This window comes from Actinophytocola sediminis, from assembly GCF_054779715.1.
The window spans coordinates 215,767-234,809 of the sequence record NZ_BAAGXS010000019.1; the positions used below are offsets into that span (position 1 = coordinate 215,767).

At 72.8% G+C, this 19,043-nt stretch carries 10 protein-coding genes; all 10 read left to right on the top strand.

What is annotated here, in order from left to right:
• Window positions 1–268 precede the first annotated feature (268 nt).
• Genes ACYVIP_RS12770 through ACYVIP_RS12815 form a run of 10 tightly spaced genes read left to right on the top strand, consistent with a single transcriptional unit; the run spans window position 269 to window position 19,037 of the window.
• Window positions 269–2,158: a RiPP maturation radical SAM C-methyltransferase gene (locus ACYVIP_RS12770; protein WP_460395570.1), complete on the top strand. Its 1,890-nt coding sequence runs from the start codon at window positions 269–271 to the stop codon at window positions 2,156–2,158.
• The gene (locus ACYVIP_RS12775) at window positions 2,155–3,078 is read left to right on the top strand and encodes a TauD/TfdA family dioxygenase (RefSeq protein ID WP_460395572.1); all 924 of its coding nucleotides are present in this window, start codon (window positions 2,155–2,157) and stop codon (window positions 3,076–3,078) included. Before ACYVIP_RS12770 ends, ACYVIP_RS12775 begins: the two co-directional genes overlap by 4 nt.
• Window positions 3,078–4,325 carry an MFS transporter gene (locus tag ACYVIP_RS12780; protein WP_460395574.1) on the top strand — a complete coding sequence of 416 codons (1,248 nt, stop codon included), beginning with the start codon at window positions 3,078–3,080 and terminating at the stop codon, window positions 4,323–4,325. Before ACYVIP_RS12775 ends, ACYVIP_RS12780 begins: the two co-directional genes overlap by 1 nt.
• Complete coding sequence (locus ACYVIP_RS12785; protein WP_460395576.1) at window positions 4,318–6,126, top strand: non-ribosomal peptide synthetase; 1,809 nt, start codon at window positions 4,318–4,320, stop codon at window positions 6,124–6,126. Before ACYVIP_RS12780 ends, ACYVIP_RS12785 begins: the two co-directional genes overlap by 8 nt.
• Window position 6,127: 1 nt before the next feature.
• The gene (locus ACYVIP_RS12790; protein ID WP_460395578.1) at window positions 6,128–6,343 is read left to right on the top strand and encodes an MbtH family protein; all 216 of its coding nucleotides are present in this window, start codon (window positions 6,128–6,130) and stop codon (window positions 6,341–6,343) included.
• Window positions 6,340–9,573 (top strand): non-ribosomal peptide synthetase, encoded by a 3,234-nt coding sequence (locus ACYVIP_RS12795; protein WP_460395580.1) that lies wholly within the window; start codon window positions 6,340–6,342, stop codon window positions 9,571–9,573. Before ACYVIP_RS12790 ends, ACYVIP_RS12795 begins: the two co-directional genes overlap by 4 nt.
• Window positions 9,570–15,305 (top strand): amino acid adenylation domain-containing protein, encoded by a 5,736-nt coding sequence (locus ACYVIP_RS12800; RefSeq protein WP_460395582.1) that lies wholly within the window; start codon window positions 9,570–9,572, stop codon window positions 15,303–15,305. The genes ACYVIP_RS12795 and ACYVIP_RS12800 overlap by 4 nt, the downstream gene beginning before the upstream one ends.
• Complete coding sequence (locus ACYVIP_RS12805) at window positions 15,251–16,777, top strand: amino acid adenylation domain-containing protein (RefSeq protein WP_460395584.1); 1,527 nt, start codon at window positions 15,251–15,253, stop codon at window positions 16,775–16,777. Before ACYVIP_RS12800 ends, ACYVIP_RS12805 begins: the two co-directional genes overlap by 55 nt.
• Entirely contained in the window at window positions 16,774–17,991 is a 1,218-nt protein-coding gene (locus ACYVIP_RS12810; RefSeq protein WP_460395586.1) for a cytochrome P450, read from the top strand. Before ACYVIP_RS12805 ends, ACYVIP_RS12810 begins: the two co-directional genes overlap by 4 nt.
• A gap of 11 nt (window positions 17,992–18,002) precedes the next feature.
• Complete coding sequence (locus ACYVIP_RS12815; RefSeq protein WP_460395588.1) at window positions 18,003–19,037, top strand: alpha/beta fold hydrolase; 1,035 nt, start codon at window positions 18,003–18,005, stop codon at window positions 19,035–19,037.
• Window positions 19,038–19,043 lie beyond the last annotated feature (6 nt).

A 19,043-nucleotide genomic window follows, 5' to 3' on the forward strand; every position in this document is an offset into this window, starting at 1 on the left:
CTCGGCCGGCGGACCAGAACTCGACGGGCTTGTTCAGTCCTCAGTAGATGATCGAATGTCGTTGTCCTTAAGGGACTTCCCGACCTGGACGGATGGCAGGATCCGAGGGTTGCACCAACGTCGATTCGCTATTATGGTCGAGGTCGGGCTCTGGCGGGAGGTCTGAAAAACTGGGGTTGCATGATCCGATTTTCGTGCGGTTCTGGATGCGCGAGATCATGCTGTTGCCGCGAGTCGCGGCAGTAGGGAATGGTTGAATTTGTTTCACGTGGCATTCGTCAACATGCCGTTCGCCGACTGGAATCGTCCCTCGTTCGCGTTGAGCCAGCTCGCCAGCATGCTTCGGCGGGACTTCGCCGACCGGGTCACGGTCGGCGTGCACTACCTCAACCAGGACATCGCCGACTACCTCGGCGTCGAGCTGTACGAGTCGATCTCGGTGAGCCACGACCACGTGGACACCGGCCTGGGGGACTGGCTGTTCCGCGGCATCGCCTTCCCCGACGCGCCGGACACCGCAGAGGACTACTTCCGTCGGTTCTACCCCGGCCGGCGCTGGGCGGGGTTCCGCCGCGACATCCTGCGGCTGCGTGCCGGGTTGCGCGAGCGGTGTGGCGAGCTGATCGACCGCTACCGGATCGCCGAGGCGGACCTGGTCGGATTCAGCTCGATGTTCGCCCAGCACGTGCCGACCATCGCCGCGGCGAGCCTGGTCAAGGAGCGCAGCCCGGGCACGCTCACGGTGGTCGGCGGGGCGAACTGCGAGGCACCCATGGGCTCGGTGATCGCCGAGTACGTGCCCGAGGTCGACTTCCTGTTCTCCGGCCCCGCGCTGGACACGTTCGCGGAGCTGGTCCGGCACGCGCTCGACGGCGACCCCGAGGCCGCCGACACGGTCCCCGGCATCGTGTCGCGCCGCAACTGCCAGGTGCCGAGGTTCCGCCGGGCCATCGGGCGCGACCACGACATCGACGACGTCATGACGCCCGACTACGACTCCTTCGTCGCCGCGCTCGACGCGCATCCGAGCCTGCGGGAGACCGGGACGAGCGAGCCGATGCTGTTCTTCGAGACCTCCCGCGGTTGCTGGTGGGGCGAGCGGTCGCACTGCACCTTCTGCGGGCTCAACGGTCAGAGCATGGGCTACCGGGCGATGGCCGCCGACGCGGCGGTCGAGCAGTTCGACTGGCTGTTCGGCTTCGCCCCGGAGTACCCGCAGCTGTTCTGCACCGACAACGTCATGCCGCGCAACTACCCCCGCGACGTGTTCGAGCGCCTCGACCCGCCGCCCGAGGTGTCGATCTTCTACGAGGTCAAGCTCCCGCTCAGCCGCCGGGACCTCGGCCGGATGGCCGCCGCCGGGGTCACCGTCGTGCAGCCAGGGATCGAGGCCCTGGCCACCTCCACCCTGAAGCTGATGGGCAAGGGCACGACCTCGTTCCAGAACCTGCAGTTCCTGAAGAACTGCGAGGAGTTCGGCATCGAGCCCAAGTGGAACCTGCTCATCGGCTTCCCGGGCGAGGACGAGCTGGTGTACCGGCGCTACGCCGAGATCCTGCCGCTGCTGACCCATCTCCGGCCGCCCAACGGGGTCTACATGGTGCGGTTCGACCGGTTCAGCCCCTACTTCACCCGGCGCGAGGAGTTCGGGCTGGACCTGCACCCCATGGACTTCTACCCGCTGACCTACCCGTTCCCGGCCGACGCGCTGGAGCAGCTCGCGTACTTCTTCGCCGACCACAACCTCGCGCCGTACATGCTGAACGCGGTGCGGTGGCACGACCGGCTCCGCGGGCTGGTGTCCGACTGGCGCGACGCGTGGTACGGCGACCGTCCGGTTCCCCGCGAGCTGCGGCTGAGCGGGTCCGACGAGGCAGGCTGGGCCGTGCGCGACTCCCGCGACGGCCGGGCGGCCGTGCACCCGGTGGACGCGCCGACCGCGGCCTTCCTGCGGGACCTCGCCTCGCCGGCCAAGCTCGCGCAGGTCGCCGACGAGCGGGTGGACTGGTTGCGGGACAACGGAATGCTCTTCGAGGAGGACGGTCGGCTGCTCAGCCTGGTGCTGACCGACACGGCCGAGGACGCCCCGCCGGAGGACCAGGACGAGCTCGCGGCCGGCCGGAAGGTGCTGCCGCTGGTTTCCGGAGGACTGCGGTGATCCCGTTCGTCGTCGAGGAACAGGGCACCTCGCTGGTCGACCGGATCCGGGCCGGGCGCGGGGAGCTGCGGGCCACCCTGCGCGAGCACGGTGCCCTGCTGTTCCGCGGGTTCGACATCGGCGGGGTGGACGGCTGCGCCGCCGTGGTGCGGGAGTTCAGCGGCGCGCCGCTCACCTACACCGAGCGGTCCTCCCCGCGCAGCGTGATCAAGGGCAACGTCTACACCTCGACCGACTACCCGCCGCAGGAGGAGATCTTCCCGCACAACGAGAACTCCTACCAGGCGCGCTGGCCGCTGGTGCTGTTCTTCTACTGCATCCGCCCGCCCGCGACCCGGGGAGCCACTCCGCTGGCCAGCACGCGGGCGGTGCTCGAGGCGATCGACCCCGCGGTCCGCGCGGAGTTCGACCGGCGCAAGTGGATGGTCAGGCGCAACTACGGGGACCGGGTCGGCCTGCCGTGGCGGGCGGCGTTCAACACCGGCAGCCGGGAGGAGGTCGAGCAGTACTGCGCCGACAACGGCATCGTCGCGGAGTGGCTCGGCGACGACCACCTCCGGACCAGTGCCGTGCGCGACGCCGTGCACCACCACCCGGAGACCGGTGTGCCGGTCTGGTTCAACCATGCCACGGTGTTCCACGTGACCACGTTGCCCGAGACCGTCCGGCTCGGCCTGCTCGAGATGTTCGGCGAGGCGGGCCTGCCCAACAACACCTACTTCGGCGACGGGGAGCCCATTCCCGACGACGTCGTCGACCACCTCCGGGACTGCTACCGGTCCGCGATGGTGCGCTTCGACTACCGGCGCGACGACCTGCTGGTCGTGGACAACATGCTGGTGGCACACGGCCGCGAGCCGTTCACCGGGCCGCGCAAGGTCGCGGTCGCGATGGCCGAGGCGCACGGCGGGCAGACCTGATGGCCCCACCGCTGTGGGCCGATCGGCACTTCACGGTGTTCTGGGCCGGGCAGACGCTCTCCGAGTTGGGCAACTCGTTCGCACTGGTGGCACTGCCGCTGCTGGTCCTGCAGGCGACCGGTTCGGTCGCCCAGATGGGGTTGCTGACCGGCGTCGCCGGCATCGGCACGATCGTCACCGGGGTGTTCGCCGGGGTGCTGGTCGACCGGCTGGACCGGCGCCGCCTGATGATCGTCTGCGACGTGGTGCGGATGGCACTGCACGGCGCGATCCCGGTGTGCTGGCTGTTCGGCCCGCAGGTGTGGCTGCTGTACGTGGTGATGGCCGTGACCTCGGTGTTCAGCATGATCTTCAAGGTCACCTACGTCACCGCCGTGCCGAACCTCGTCGACGGCGACCGGATCATCGAGGCCAACGGCCGGCTGGAGACCACGAACGCGATCGCGTTCATCGTCGGCCCGATGCTGGCGGGCGCGCTGGCCGGCCTGTTCGGCGCCCCGGCGGCGATCGCGGTCAACGCGGTCAGCTTCGGGATGTCCGCCGTGGCGCTCGCGCTGGTCCGCTTCCGTGTGCCGCTGAGGACCGGGGCCGGCAACGCGTTGTCCGACGTGAAGGACGGCTTCCTCGCCGGCTTCACGTTCCTGTGGCGCACGCCGGTGCTGCGCTGGCTGGCCATCCTGCTGACCATGGTCAGCTTCCTGACCCTCGGCATGATGGACGTGATCATCTTCCACGTGCGGGAGGGGCTCGGCCAGGGCGACCACGTGGTCGGGATCGTGGTCGGCGTCGCCGGCGGCGGCACCGTGCTGGCCGCCGCGCTGACCCCGACGCTGCGCCGCCGCCTCGGGTTCGGGCCGTGCTGGCTCGGCTCCTACGTGCTGTGTGGCGCCGCCGCGATGGTGGCCGGCATGTCCACCACCGTGCTCACGCTGGCCGTCGCGGTGCTCTGCTACACGTTCGGCCTGGGGCTGGCCGGGATCTCGTCGATGTCCCTGCGCCAGGCCGTGACGCCCAACCACCTGCTCGGCCGGGTCACCTCCGCGTTCTGGACCGCGCACAGCGCGCTCGCCCCGCTCGGCGCCGCCGCCATCACCGGCCTGGTCGCGGCGTACGGCGTGCGCGGCCCGCTGCTGGGTGTCGGCGCCGTGTTCCTCGTCGTGGTGCTGGTCGGGTCGGGCACCCCCGTCCGGCAGCGCCATCCCGAACGGACGGTGCTCGCCGACCTCCCGGGGGTGCCGCGTGGCTGAGCCCGCCTGCGTGCACGACCTGGTGGCGGCCCAGACCCGCGCGACCCCCGACGCCGTGGCGGTCGACGGCCCCACGGGCCACTGGACCTACCGCGAGCTGGCTGGCCGGGTCAACGCCTGGGCCCACCACCTGCGCTCGCTCGGCGTCGGGCGCGGTGACCTGGTCGCGGTGTCGCTGCCGCACTCGCCCGAGGTGGTCGCCGTCCTGCTCGGCGTGCTGACCGCCGGGGCCGCCTACCTGCCGCTCGACCTCGCGTACCCGCCCGCCCGGCTGGCGCGCACGCTGCGCGACACGGGCGCGTCGGTGCTGGTCGCCGATCGCGGTCGGGACACCGGGGACGCCGCGCCGAGGGTCGTGCCGGTCGACGAGGTCCTTGGCAGCCGGGCGAGCGCGCCGCGGTCCGGCGTCGGCCTCGACGACCCCATGTACATGATCTTCACGTCGGGGTCGACCGGCGGGCCGAAAGGCGTGCTGCTCGCCCACCGCTCGGTGGCCAACCATCTGAGCTGGGCGGTCGGCGTGCTCGGCCTGGACCGGGGCCGGGGGGCCGTGCTGCACTCCTCGCTGGCCTTCGACTTCGCCGTGACCCTCGTGTTCGCACCGCTGCTCGCCGGGCGGACCGTGTTGCTGCCGCGGCGGACCGGCGTCCCTGGCGACGCGCTGACCGCCTCGGCGGAGTCCGATGTGGACCTCAGCTTCGCCAAGGTGACCCCGTCGCACCTGCGGCTGCTCACCGCCGCCGGCGCACACCGGCGCGCGGACCGCTGGGCCGGCGTGCTGCTGGTCGGCGGCGAGGAGCTGCGCCACGAGGACCTCGCCGCCTGGCGGGACAGCCGGGTGACCCGCGTGATCAACGAGTACGGCCCGACCGAGACGTCGGTGGCCTGCACCGCGTACGAGGTGACCGGGGCGGCAGGCGCCGGCGGCGTGCCGATCGGCACGCCCATCCCGAACGTCCGCGTGCACGTGCTGGACGAGGAGCTGCGGCCCGTGCCGGCGGGGGAGACCGGCCACCTGCACGTCGGTGGGGCGGCGGTGGCCATCGGGTACTGGCGGCGCCCGGCGCTCACCGCCGAGCGGTTCGTGCCCGACCTGTTCGCCACCGATCCGGGCGCGCGGCTGTACGCCACCGGCGACCTGGTGCGCGAGTTGCCGGGCGGCGTGCTCGAGTTCGTGGGCCGGCTCGACCACCAGGTCAAGATCCGCGGTCACCGCGTCGAGCCGGAGGAGGTGGCCGCCGAACTGGCCAGGATCCCCGAGGTGGCCCAGGCGGCCGTGATCGTTGTCGCCGGCCGCCTGGCCGGCTACGTCGTGCCGAGGACCGGAGCCACGCTCCCGGACTGCGTGGCCGCGCTGCGCGACACGCTGCCCGACTACCTGGTGCCCGCCACCGTCACCGTGCTGGACTCACTTCCGCTCAACGCCAACGGAAAGCTCGACCGCGGCCGGCTGCCCGTGCCGGCGGTGTCCGGCGGCGACGGGGACCGCCCACCGCGCACGCCGACCGAGCTGGTGCTGGTCGAGCTGTACGCGCAGGTCCTCGACGTGCCGGAGGTGGGCGTCGACGACGACTTCCTCCGGCTTGGCGGCGACTCGGTGGCCGCCGTCCGGTTGCAGGCGCTGGTCGCCGAGCGGCTGGCCACCCGGCCGCGGTTGAGCACGATCTTCACCCACCCGAGGCTCCGGGACCTGGCCGCGGCACTGGACCGCGAGCCGTCCGGTGAGCCCGACCTGTTCGGCACCGACATCGCGCGGGCACCACGGCGGCCCGTGCGGCTCTCGTCTGAGGGGACGCACTGACATGGCGCACAGCGACCGCACCGACAAGGTCTACAAGGTCGTCGTCAACCACGAGGAGCAGTACTCGATCTGGCCGGCCGACCGGGAGAACCCGCTCGGCTGGCGCGAGGTCGGCACGCGCGGCACGAAGAGCGAGTGCCTGGACCACATCGAGCGCGTCTGGACCGACATTCGCCCGCTGAGCCTGCGTCGGCGCATCGAGCGTGCCGGACGATGACCGGGCAGGACCACGTTCGCAACCACGTTCGCAACCACGTTCGCACCGCGGTCGCCGCCGCGCCGTCGTTCGCGCAGGAACGGTTGTGGGTCACCGACCAGGTCGGTCCTGGCGGCGCCGGGCACCACCTGACGTTCGCCGCCGAGCTCGACGGCCCGCTCGACCAGGGCGCGTTGCGGTCCGCGTTCGACACTATCGCCGCGCGGCACGAGACCCTGCGTACCTGCCTCGCCGTGCACGACGGCACGCTGCACCAGCTGATCGTCCCCGAGGCCCGGATCCCGCTGACGGTCACCGAGCCGGTACCGCCCGAGGACGTGCCGCGCCGGCTCGCCGAGGAGGCCGCCCGGCCGTTCGCGCTCGACCGGCCCCCGCTGCTCCGGGTCACCCTGCTGCCGGTCACCGAGCACCGGCAGGTCCTGCTGGTCACCGTGCACCACATCGCCGCCGACGCGTGGTCGCGGCCGGTCCTGGTCCGCGAGCTGGCGACCGCCTACGTGGCGGTCCGCGGCGGCCGGCCCACCGAGCTGCCCGACCTGCCGCTGCAGTACGCCGACCACGCCGCCTGGCAGCGTGACCTGCTGGACCGCGGGGCGTTCGACCCGGGTTTCGCGTACTGGCGCGAGCGGCTCTCCGGCGCCCCGGAGCTGGCGCTGCTGCCCGACCATCGCCGGCCGGCCCGCCGGTCGCACCGCGGCGCCGCGCTGTCGTTCGACCTCGACCCGGAGCTCGCCGGCCGGTTACGCCGCCTGGCCGCGAACCACGGCGTGAGCACGTTCATGGTGCTGCTGACCGGTTTCCTCGTCGTCCTGGCCCGGTGGACCGGGCAGACCGACCTGGTCGTCGGTACCGCGGTGGCCAACCGGCGGCGGCGCGAGACCCACGGGCTGATCGGCTTCTTCGTCAACCTGCTGGCGCTGCGCGTCGACGTGGCCGGGGCCAGCCGGTTCCGCGACTGGCTCGACCGCGTCGCCCTGGCCTGCCGTGAGGCCTACGACCACCAGGAGGTGCCGTTCGAGCGGCTGGTGGACAAGCTGGCGCCCGACCGCGACCTGAGCCGCCACCCGCTGTTCCAGGTCGTGTTCCAGCTGGTCGACGCCACTGGCGCCGAGCTGGCCCTCGACGGGCTCGAGGCCCGGCCGCTCCCGGTCGACGACGCCACCGCGCCCTTCGACCTGCTGTGTACGGTGTTCGACCGCGGCGGCGCGCTGACCGCCGAGCTGCGCTACGCCACCGACCTGTGGGAGCGGGAGAGCGTCGACCGGCTCCGGGCGGCGTGGCTGACCGCGCTGGCCGCCATCGAGTCCGATGTAGACGGTTCGGTCGACGGGTTCGTCCCGCTGTCCACAGTGGACCGCGAGTTCCTCGCCGGCGCGAACCGCACCGAGCGGGCGCTGCCCGAGCCGGCGACCGTCGCCCACCTGGTCCGCCGCCAGCTCGCCCACCGGGCCGACCGGACCGCGCTGACCGACCACACCGGGGAGTGGACCTATGCGCTGCTGGTGGCCAGCGCCGACCGGCTGGCCGGGGCGCTGCGGACTGCCGGCGTCGGCACCGACGAACCGGTCGGGATCCTCCTGCACCGCTCGGCCGCCCTGGTCACCGCGATGCTCGGCGTCCTGACCGCCGGCGGCGGATACGTGGTGCTCGACCCCGCCTACCCGCCCGCCCGGCTCGCCCTGATGGTGCGCGACCTGGACCTCCGCGCGGTCGTCCACGCGGGCGACCCGCCGTCGTGGCTACGCGACACCGGCGTGCCGACCGTGCCGCTCGACGCCGTGGGAGACGCGGGAGACGCGGGCGAGCCGGACGCCGGTCACCCGGACGGGCTCGTCACCGTGGTGCTCACCTCCGGCTCGACCGGCCGGCCGAAGGGCGTGGCGGTGCCGAATCGCGCGGTCGTGCGGCTGGTCACCGCCACCGAGTACGTCGACCTCGGCCCCGGCGACGTGCTCGTGCACCTGGGTGACCCGTCGTTCGACATCACCACGTTCGAGGTGTGGGGCGCCCTGTGCAACGGGGCGCGCGTGCACGTGCTGCCCGGCGACGAGCCGCTGGGTCCCGACGAGGTGCTCGCCGTGCTCCGCGACGTACGGCCCACCGTGCTGTGTCTGACCGCGACCCTGTTCAACCAGGTCGTGGCGACCGATCCGGCGGCGTTCGCGGCGCTGCGTCACCTGTTCGTCGTCGGCGAGGTGATGGATCAGGAGCGGACCAGGACGGTGCTCGACCACGGCGCGCCCGGCGTGCTGCACAACGGATACGGCCCGACCGAGAACACCACCTTCTCGGCGTGCCACCGGATCGGCGATCTCCCGGCCGGCGCGCCATCGGTCCCGATCGGGACGCCGATCACCAACACCACCGCGTATGTGCTCGACGAGCGGATGCGACCGGTGCCGGTGGGGGTCCCCGGCGAGCTGTACGTCGGCGGGGCGGGGCTCGCCCGCGGCTACGTGAACCGGCCGGGGCCGACCGCCGAACGGTTCGTGCCCGATCCGTTCGGGTCGGCCGGCGGCCGGCTCTACCGAACCGGTGACCTGGTCCGCTGGAACCACGCCGGCGTGCTCGAGTTCCTCGGCCGGCGCGACCACCAGGTGAAGCTGCGCGGCCACCGGATCGAGCCGGGCGAGGTGGCGAGCGCGCTGCGCGGCTGTGCCGGCGTGCACGACTGCGCGGTGCGACTGGTCGAGGTGGACGGCGACCGGCGGCTCGTCGGCTACGTCGTGCCGGTCGCCGGGCACGCGCTCGACGCGGCCGTGCTGCTGGCCGAACTGCGGTCAACGCTGCCCCCGTTCCTGGTGCCGAACCACCTGGTCGAGGTCGCCGCGCTACCGACCACCACCAGCGGCAAGCTGGACGCGGCCCGGTTGCCGGGGGTCGGGGCGAGCCTGCCCGTGCCCGGCCAGGAGGCACGCGCCCCGCGCACGTCCACCGAACGCGAGCTGTGGCGGATCTGGGCCGACGCGCTGCGGGTGGCGCACTTCGGGGTGCACGACGACTTCTTCGCCCTCGGCGGCCACTCGCTGCTGGCGACCGTGGTCGTCACCGCGGTCCGCGACCGGTTCGCCGTCGACCTGCCGCTGCGCGGCGTCTTCGACGCGCCGACCGTGGCCGCGCTGGCGGCCGAGATCGACCTCCGCCGCGCCCGGCGCGCGGGACCGGACGGGCTCGACGAGCTGGTTGCCGAGCTCAAACGGCTTGGCACACAAGGGGGAGTGTCGCCGTGACCGACCTGGCCGACCGGATCAGGGACCTGCCAGCCGGCAGGCGGGCCGAGCTCCGGCTCCGCCTCTGGAACGAGGGCATGGACACCGCCGCCATCGACGCAGCCGACGGTGACGTGTCGGACGGTGCCGCGCCCGCGACCTTCGCCCAGCGCCGCATGGTGTTCCTGCACCAGCTCGCCCCGGACAGCGCCGCGTACACCAGCGCCGTCCGGTACCGGCTGACCGGCGAGCTGGACGTCTCCGCGCTGGAGCTGGCGCTCGCCGACGTCCTGGCCCGGCACGCCGTGCTGCGTACCGTGCTGCCGGTGCGCGAGGGCCGCCCCACGCAGCGGGTCCGGCCGCCACGGCCCGCACATATGTCCATTGTGGACTTGAATGGGCTGGCGGAGGCCGAGCGGCTGGTGGCCGAGGCGCAGGCTGAGCCGTTCGACCTGGCGGCCGGCCCGCTGGTCCGGTTCCGCCTGCTGCGCCTCGGCGAGCGGGAGTCGCTGCTGCTGTGCGTCTTCCACCACGCCGTCGTGGACGGCTGGTCGCTCGGGGTGTTCGAGCGCGACCTGGCCGCCTGCTACGACGCCCGGTGTGCTGGGCGGGTCGCGTCGCTGCCCGCTCTCCCGCTCGAGCACATCGAGTACGCCCGCTGGCAGGAGGAGTGGCTGGCTGGCGACGAGGCCGGCCGCCAGCTCGCCTACTGGACCGGCCGGCTCGCCGGCGCTCCCGACCGGCTGACCCTGCCGGTGGACCGGCCGCGGCCGGCGACCCCGAGCCTGCGCGGCGCCGACCACCGGTTCACCGTGCCGATAGACGTCCACAATGGACTGAACGAGCTTGGCCGGCGGCACGGTGCGACCCTGTTCATGGTGCTGCTGTCGGCGTTCCAGGTCGTGCTTGGCCGCTTCGCCGGGCAACACGACGTCGTGGTCGGCACCCCGGTGGCCAACCGGCGCCACCGCGCCTTCCACGACCTGCTCGGCTTCTTCGCCAACTCGGTGGCACTGCGTACCACGATCGAGCAGGCGGAGCCGTTCGACGGGCTCCTCGCCCGGGTGCGGGCGTCCTGTCTGGACGCCTACGAGCACCAGGATGTGCCGCTGGACGTGCTGGCCCAGCGGCTGCGTCCGGACCGGGACCTCGGCCGGAATCCGCTCTACCAGGTCAACTGCACCCTGCACAACACCCCGGAGCCGGCCGGCTCGATGCGTGGCCTCACGGTCGACCGTACCCATGTGCCCGACACCGCCGCGCGGTTCGACCTCGACCTCAACGTGCGGGAGACCGCGACCGGACTCGACTGCGTCCTCGTCTACGCGGCCGACCTCTTCGACACGTCCACAGTGGAACGTCTGGCCGAGGCGCTGGTCCGGGTACTGGCCGCCGTGGTCTCCGCGCCGGGCACCACCGTCGGGGAACTGCCGCTCGCCGACCCGGACGAGCTCGACCGCGACCAGCGCCGGTGGAACGCGACCACCACCGCACGTCCGGACAACCCCCTGGTGCACGAGCTGGTCGCCGCCTCTGCACTGTCCACTTCGGACGACGTGGCGGTCTCCACGCCGTGGGGGCTGCGGATGACCTACCGGCAGCTCGACCGGCGGGCCAACGCGCTCGCCCACCGGCTGCGTGCCGACGGCGCCGGCCGCGGGGTGCCCGTCGCGGTGAAGCTGGCCCGCTCACCCGAACTGGTGGTCGCGTTGCTCGGCGTGCTGAAGGCCGGCGCGGCCTACGTCCCGGTCGACCCCACTCACCCGCCGGCCCGGATCGACCACGTGCTCCGGGACAGCGGCGCGTCGATCGTGCTGACCGACGCGGACGGCCTGGCTGACCTCGGCGACGGTGTGGACCACCCGCCGGTGATCGACGCCCACGCCGACGACCCCGCGTACCTGATTTACACCTCCGGCTCGACCGGCGGACCCAAGGGCACGCTGCTCCCGCACCGGGCGGTGGCCAACTACCTGCTGTGGGCCGTGGAGTCCTACGGCGTGCTGGCCGGCGAGGTCGTTCCAGTACACACCTCGGCCGCCGTCGACCTGACCGTCACCAGTCTGTTCGTCCCCCTGCTCGCCGGCGCGGAGCTGCTGCTGCTCGACGAGTCCGACGGGCCGGGAGCCGCCCTGGCCGCCTCCGCCGCCGAGGACACCGACCTCGGGTTCGTCAAGCTCACCCCGTCGCACCTGCGGCTGCTGGCCGACGCCGGACCCACGCCGGCGCGCTGGACCAGGACACTGGTCATCGGCGGCGAGGACCTGCGCGAGAGCCACCTGGAGCCCTGGCGAGCCCATCCCGACGTGCGGCTGGTCAACGAGTACGGCCCCACCGAGACGGCTGTGGCCTGTGCCGCCCACGACGCCAGGGCCGCCGTCCCGACCGGCCGGGTGCCGATCGGCACGCCGATCCACAACGCCCGGCTGCACGTACTGGACGAGCGCCTGCACCCGGTCCCGCCTGGGGTGCCGGGGGAGCTGTACGTCGGCGGCGCCGGCCTGGCCAGCGGCTACTGGAACCGTACGGCCCTGACCGCGCAACGGTTCCTCCCCGACCCGTTCGCGACCGAGCCGGGCGGCCGGCTGTACCGCACGGGCGACCTCGTCCGCAGGCTCGCCGACGGCGCCATGGAGTACCTGGGCCGGGTGGACGAGCAGGTCAAGGTCCGCGGCAACCGGATCGAACCCGGCGAGCTGGAAACCCTGCTGGAGAGCCATTCCGCGGTTCGCGAGTCCGTCGTGGACGTCGATCAGGACGGCGAGCTGGTGGCGTTCGTGAGCGTCGACCCGCCAGCAGGCCCGGACCGGGAGGACCATCGGGTCGGGGAGTGGACCTCGGTGTACGAGGACACGTACCGGGCCGGCGAAACCGATGCCGACCCCGGGTTCGACCTGACCGGCTGGACCAGTGGCGTCACTGGCGAACCGCTCGACCCCGAGGAGATGGCGACCTGGCTCGCCGACACCGTCGAGCGCGTCCGCGTGCTGCGCCCGCGCCGGGTGGTCGAGCTCGGCTGCGGTTCCGGACTGGTGCTGCATCGGGTCGCCCCGGACTGCGAGTACTACCTCGGCGTCGACGTCTCCGCCACCGTCATCGACCGGCTGGCCGCACACGTCCCGGGTGACCACGTCGAGCTGCGGGTCGCCCCCGCCCACCGCGCGCTGCGCCATGGCGACGAGGTCGACACGGTCATCCTCAACTCCGTGGCACAGTACTTCCCCTCGGCGGAGTACCTGGTGTCCGTGCTGGAGCGGGCCGTGGCGGCCATGCCGGCCGGCGGGCACGTCTTCCTCGGCGACGTGCGCAACCTGCTCCTGCTGCGGACCTTCCACGCCGCCGCGCTCGCCGCCACCGCCGATCCCGGCACACCGCTCGGCGACCTCGCCGCCGAGGTCGCGTCCCGCGTGGACGGGGAGGAGGAGCTGTGCCTGGACCCCAGGCTGTTCACCGGCCTCCCCGCCCGGCTGCCGCGGATCACCTCGGCGCGGGTCCTGGTCAAGCGGGGGGCCTACCGCAACGAGCTGAACGGCTACCGCTACGACGTGGTACTCACCGTGGACGGCACCGGTGAGAGCACCGAGCCGGTCGCCGAGCTGGACTGGCCGGGGCTGTCCGATGTGGAGCGGATCCTCGTCCGGGACCGGCCGGCCGCGCTCGTCGTGCGGGCGGTGCCGAACGCACGCGTCGGCGCGGCCGTCACGCTGACCGAACAGCTGCGCACCGGCCCGCCGGACCTTCCGCTGAGCCTGCTGTCCATAGTGGACGAATCTGGGGTCGAACCGGAGGACGTCCTGGCGCTCGCCGAGCGCCATCCGTACCAGGTGGAGCTCAGCTGGGCCGGGGCGCATCCGGACGGGGCGTTCGACCTGCTACTGACCAGGCACGGCGCGCCGCCGTGTGCCGCCCCGGCCGTGCCACCGGGCACCGGGCACGCCAACGACCCGCTCTGGCGCCCCGCGGCGACGGCCGTGGTGCCGGAGCTGGAGCGGCTGCTCCGCGAGCACGTCCCGGTGCCACCTGCGCGGTACGTCCTGCTGCGGGAGCTGCCGATCACGCCGGCCGGCAAGCGCGACCGTCCGGCGCTGCGCCGGCTGGCCGCCAGGGCCACCGGCGCGGCGTCCGATGTGGACGCTGCGCACCCCGTGCCGCTCACGCCGACCGAGGAACGGGTCGCGGCCATCTGGCGGGAGCTCCTTGCCAGGGACCACATCCGGGCCCACGACGACTTCTTCGATCTCGGCGGCCACTCACTGCTCACCTTCCAGCTGGTCTTCCGGCTGCGCACGGAGTTCGACGTCGAGGTGCCCATCCGCGCACCGTTCCAGGCCCCCAAACTGGCCGAGCTCGCGGTTCTCGTGGACGAGCTCGGCGGCGGGTCCGCCACCCGCCAACCGACGCTCGTGGTCGTGCGGCGGGATCCGCTGATGCCAACGTCGTTCGCCCAGCAGCGGCTGTGGTTCCTCCACCAGCTGGCCCCGGACAGCCACCAGTACAACTACCCGGTGTTCCTCCGCCTCGGCGGCGACCTCGACGTGACGTCGCTCGAGTACGCGCTCGGCGAGATCGTCCGCCGGCACGAGGTACTCCGGACCGCACTGGTGACTGTGGACGGTCGGCCGTTCCAGCAGATCCACCCGCACCCGGGGGTCGACCTCCCGGTGGTCGACCTCTCCACGCTGCCGGCGGAACGGCGGGAGGCGGAGACGCTGGCGCTGGCCCGTGGCCAGTACACCCGGCCGTTCGACCTGGCCGAGCCACCGATGTTCCGCGCGCTGCTGGTACGCCTGTCCGCCGCGGAGCACGTGCTGCTGTTCATGGTCCACCACGTCGTGATGGACGGGTGGTCGACCGGCCTGCTGCTCGGCGAGCTCACCGAGCTGTACGCGGCGCACCGCGACGGGCGTCCCGCGCGGCTGCCCGAACTGCCCGTGCAGTACGCCGACTACGCGGTCTGGCAGCGCGGGCTGCTCGACGAGGGGCACCACGACCGGCTGCGTGACCACTGGCTGCGCCGCCTCGACGGCGTCCTCGACCTGCCGGGCATCCCGCTGGACCACCCGCGCCCGGCGCGCCCGGCCAACCTGGGGCGGGACCTGGAGTTCCGCATCCCGGCCGGCACCGCCGACGCGATCCGCGAGCTGTGCCGGGAGGAGGACAGCACGCCGTTCATGGCGCTGCTCGCCGCGCTCTACGCCTTGCTGCACCAGCGAACTGGGGAGACCGACCTGGTCGTCGGGTCCGATGTGGCCAATCGGTCGGACACCGCGGTCGAGAAGCTGATCGGGTTCTTCGTCAACCAGGTCGTGCTGCGGGCCGACCTCACCGGCGCGCCGACGTGGCGGGAACTGTTGGGCCGCACCAGGACGGTCGCCCTGGACGCCTACGCCCACCAGGACCTCCCGTTCGAGGAGGTGGTCAAGGCGCTCAACCCGCGGCGCGGCCGGAACCACAGCCCGCTGTTCCAGGTCAAGCTCGTGCTCAACAACACGCCGCCTGGCCGGACCGTGCCCGGTCTCGAACTGCGCCCGTACGACCGGAAGGTCATCGACAGCAGCCGGTTCGACCTCGCGGTGGTGCTGCAGGAGGACGGTGCCGGCTTCACCGGATCATGGCAGTACGACGCCGAGCTCTTCGACACCGCGACCATGGCCGAGCTGATGGCACGGTACGGGGCGCTGGTCGGCGAGCTGGCCGCGTGGCCGGACCAGCGGCCGGGTCGGCTGCTCTCACCCGCGGGCGGGCCGGCGTGACCGGACCGGCGGGGGACCTCGTGCTGGCGTCGGCCGACACCGGGCGGCCGGCCGTGTCCGACCCGGAGGGCACCCTGACCTACCGGGAGCTGTTCGCGTCGGCCGCCGCGCTGGCCGCGTCGCTGCGGGCACTCGGCGTGCGGCCGGGCGAGCCCGTCGTCGTCCACACCAGACTGTCCCGGTGGGCGGTGGCCGCGATGCTCGGCGTACTGGGCGCCGGCGCCCAGTACGTGCCGGTCGACCAGGCGTTCCCGCGGGGCCGGCGGGCGGCCATGGTCGGCGCGGCCCGGGCCCGGTTCGCGGTCGTCGAGCCGGATCCGCCCTACCCGGTCGAGCGCGACGCGTTCGAGGAAGTCGTCCCCGTCCCCGCGTCCGGCGACCCGGCTCGCGGACCCGCGATCACCGGGGAGCTGCCCGCCTACACGGTGTTCACCAGCGGATCGGCCGGCACCCCCAAGGGCGTGGTCGTGTCCCGGCGGGCGCTCGCGTATTCGACGCTGGCGCGGACGCGGTACTACCCCGAACCCCCGTCGACGTTCGTGCTCTGCTCGTCGATCTCCTTCGACAGCTCGGTGGCCGGGATCTACTGGTCCCTCGCCACCGGCGCGCACCTGGTCATCCCCTCGACGCACCCGGCGGACGTGGTGGCCGCCGCCGAGGCCGGTGAGCGTCACCGGGCATCGCACCTGCTGCTGCTCCCGTCGCTGTACCGGATCCTGCTCGAGGCTGGCCTCGGACCGTTGTTGCGCACGGTCGGCACGGCGATCGTGGCGGGGGAGGTGTGCCCGCCGGACCTGGTCCGGCTGCACCACGAGATCCTGCCGGACACGGTGCTGTACAACGAGTACGGACCGACGGAGTGTGCCGTGTGGTCACTGGCGCACCGCTGCGTCGTGGCCGACGGGCACCGGGCCGACGTCCCGATCGGCCGGCCGATCCCGGGAACCACGGCGTACGTGCGCTCCGGTGACCGCGCCGTGGCCGACGGCGACGTCGGCGAGCTGTGGATCGGCGGACCCGGCGTGGCGTCCGGGTACCTCGACGGCGACGATTCCGCGTTCGGCACGGTCGACGGGACGCGCGCGTACCGCACCGGTGACCTGGTCCGCGTCGACGAGCACGGGGACACCCACTACGTCGGACGCGTCGACCAGCAGGTGAAGCTGTCCGGCGTCCGTGTCGAGCTGGCCGAGGTCGAGCACCTGGTCGGCAGGTGCACCGGGGCACGCGCCGTCGCGGTCGGCGTCGTGCGCGAGGGCGGCGTGCCCCGGCACCTGGTCGCGTTCGTGGTGGGACCGGGCTTCCGGCCCGAACTGGTGATCCGCCGGCTGCGCGACCAGCTGCCCCTGGCCGCGGTGCCGACCCTGGTCCGCCCGGTGCCCGCCCTGCCGGTGATGCCCAACGGCAAGCTCGACCGGAGGCGCGTCGACGAGCTGGCCGCCGACCAGGTCCGGGCCGGGAGCCGACAATGACCCGTACTCCTCTGTGGACGGTGGCCGCGGACCTCACCGACCCGGCGCTGTACCGGTCCGGTCGGCAGTTCGCCGCCTGGCGGCAGGCCCGTGGCACACATCCGATCGCGTGGACCGAGTCCGACCGCCTCGGCGCGTTCTGGTCGGTCACCGGCTACGAGTTGGGCAGCCGGGTGCTGAAGCGGCCCGAGCTGTTCACGTCGACGGCCGGCATGCGCCTCGGCGCCGACCCGGCATCGGTTCGGGCGGCGTCGAACAAGATGCTCGTGGTGTCCGACGGGGACACCCACCGGCGGTTCCGTCGCGCGCACGCGCCGTACTTCACCGGCCGCGGCGTCGCCCGGCTCGGCGCCGACCTCGCCCGCCAGCTGGACGCCCACCTGGACGAGCTGGTCGGCGAGCGCGCCTTCGACGTGGTGACCGAGCTGTCCAGCAAGGTTCCCACGTGGACGGTGTGCGCGATGCTCGGTGTGCCCCGGCCGGACTGGTCACTGCTCGCCGGGCTCGCCGACACGTCCTTCGACGACACGGTGTCGCACACCCGCCGGAAGGTGGCGAGCGCCCAGATCTTCGCCTACTTCTGCGACCTCGTCGAGCAGCGGCGGACCGCGCCGCGCGACGACATCGTCAGCGCGCTGCTGCACCCGCCCGCTGGCGCGCCCCGGCTGTCCGACGAGGAGATCGTGTTCAACTGCGACGGACTGGTCAACGGCGGGCTCGGCACCACCCGGCACGCCGTCTCGGACGCCGTCGTCGCGTTCGCGGAGAACCCGGCGGAATGGCGGCGGCTGGTCGAGAACCCGCACCTGGTCGACTCGGCCGTCGAGGAGGTGCTGCGCTGGACGTGCGCACCGCTGCACGTCATGCGCACCGCGACCAGGGACGTCCAGGTCGGCGACGCCCGGGTCCGGCGCGACGACCGGGTGGTGGTCTGGATCCCGTCGTGCAACCGGGACGAGGCCCACTTCGACGATCCGGAGCGGTTCCTGGTCGACCGACGCGGCGTTCCCGCGCTGAGCTTCGGCGGCGGTCCGCACTACTGCATCGGCGCGCCACTGGCCCGCATGGAGCTGCGGATCCTGGTGCGCGCGTTGGCATCCCGGGTGTACCGCTTCGAGCTGGCCGGCGAGGTGGTCCGCCGATCCGCCGACTTCCTCCTGGGCATCGACCGGCTGGCGGTCGTGGCGGCGAACGTGCAGGTTGCTCCCCAGTGAAGGCGGTCAAGATGAACTCACCACGCGACGACGTCGAGTCCACCCTTACCCGGATTTTCGAGGAACTGCTGAAGGTTTCCCCGGTGGGCGTGGACGAGTCGTTCTTCGACCTGGGCGGCCATTCGTTCCTCGCGGTACAGCTCGTCGCGCGGATCCGCACGGAGCTCGGCGTGACGCTGCCCCTGTCCGTGCTCTTCGAGGAGGACGAGGTCGACGGCGTCACCGTGTCCACGCTCGGGAAGCTGGTCGGCGGCCCGCGCCCGCACGAGGCCCGGCACGTCGTGCCACTCCGCCAGAACGGTGCCGCCGTGCCGCTGTACCTGGTGCACCCCGCCGGCGGTGACCTGGTCGGCTACCGTCAGCTCGCGGTTCACCTCGGGCACCAGTGGTCGGTGCACGGCCTGCGACCACCGCCACTGTCCTATCCGGACGCCGACCAGGACATCACCCGGCTGGCCGCGGACTATCTCGACCACGTCCGAGCCCAGCAACCGGACGGCCCCTACTTCCTCGCCGGCTGGTCGATCGGCGGCCTGATCGCCTTCGAGATGGCCGACCTGCTCCGCCGTGCCGGTGTCGAGGTCGGACTGCTGGCCATGGTGGACAGCTATTTCGGCGACCAGCTCCCCGAGTACGACGAGGTGACCGTGCTCCGGGACTTCGTCGCCGAGCTCACCCACCAGTTCGGCGTCACCGTTCCCGAGGCCGAGCTCCGGGCGCTGCTCCACGACCGGGCGATCCGTGAGCTGCTGGAGCGGGTCGTCCCCCCGGGCCTGGACGCGAACCAGATCCTGGAGCAGCTGCACCTCTACCGTGCGCATGTACGGGCCGCGACGGTGTACGAGCCCCCGCCGGGTGCCCGACGCGCACTGCTCGTCCAGGCCGCCGACACCGAGGCTCCCGTTCGCGAACGGGCCAGGCGCGCCTGGCAGTCCCGCGTCGAGGAGCCCCTCGATCATCACCTCATCGAGGGCAACCACTTCACCGTGCTGCACGAACCCCACGTGCGTACGTTGGCGACCGCCCTGCTTGGCACCATAAGGTGAAGGACT

Coding starts and splice junctions, on each gene's coding strand:
- ACYVIP_RS12780 (WP_460395574.1), top strand. CDS start 3,078: ATGGCCCCACCGCTGTGGGCCGATCGGCACTTCACGGTGTTCTGGGCC.
- ACYVIP_RS12790 (WP_460395578.1), top strand. CDS start 6,128: ATGGCGCACAGCGACCGCACCGACAAGGTCTACAAGGTCGTCGTCAAC.
- ACYVIP_RS12795 (WP_460395580.1), top strand. CDS start 6,340: ATGACCGGGCAGGACCACGTTCGCAACCACGTTCGCAACCACGTTCGC.
- ACYVIP_RS12810 (WP_460395586.1), top strand. CDS start 16,774: ATGACCCGTACTCCTCTGTGGACGGTGGCCGCGGACCTCACCGACCCG.
- ACYVIP_RS12815 (WP_460395588.1), top strand. CDS start 18,003: ATGAACTCACCACGCGACGACGTCGAGTCCACCCTTACCCGGATTTTC.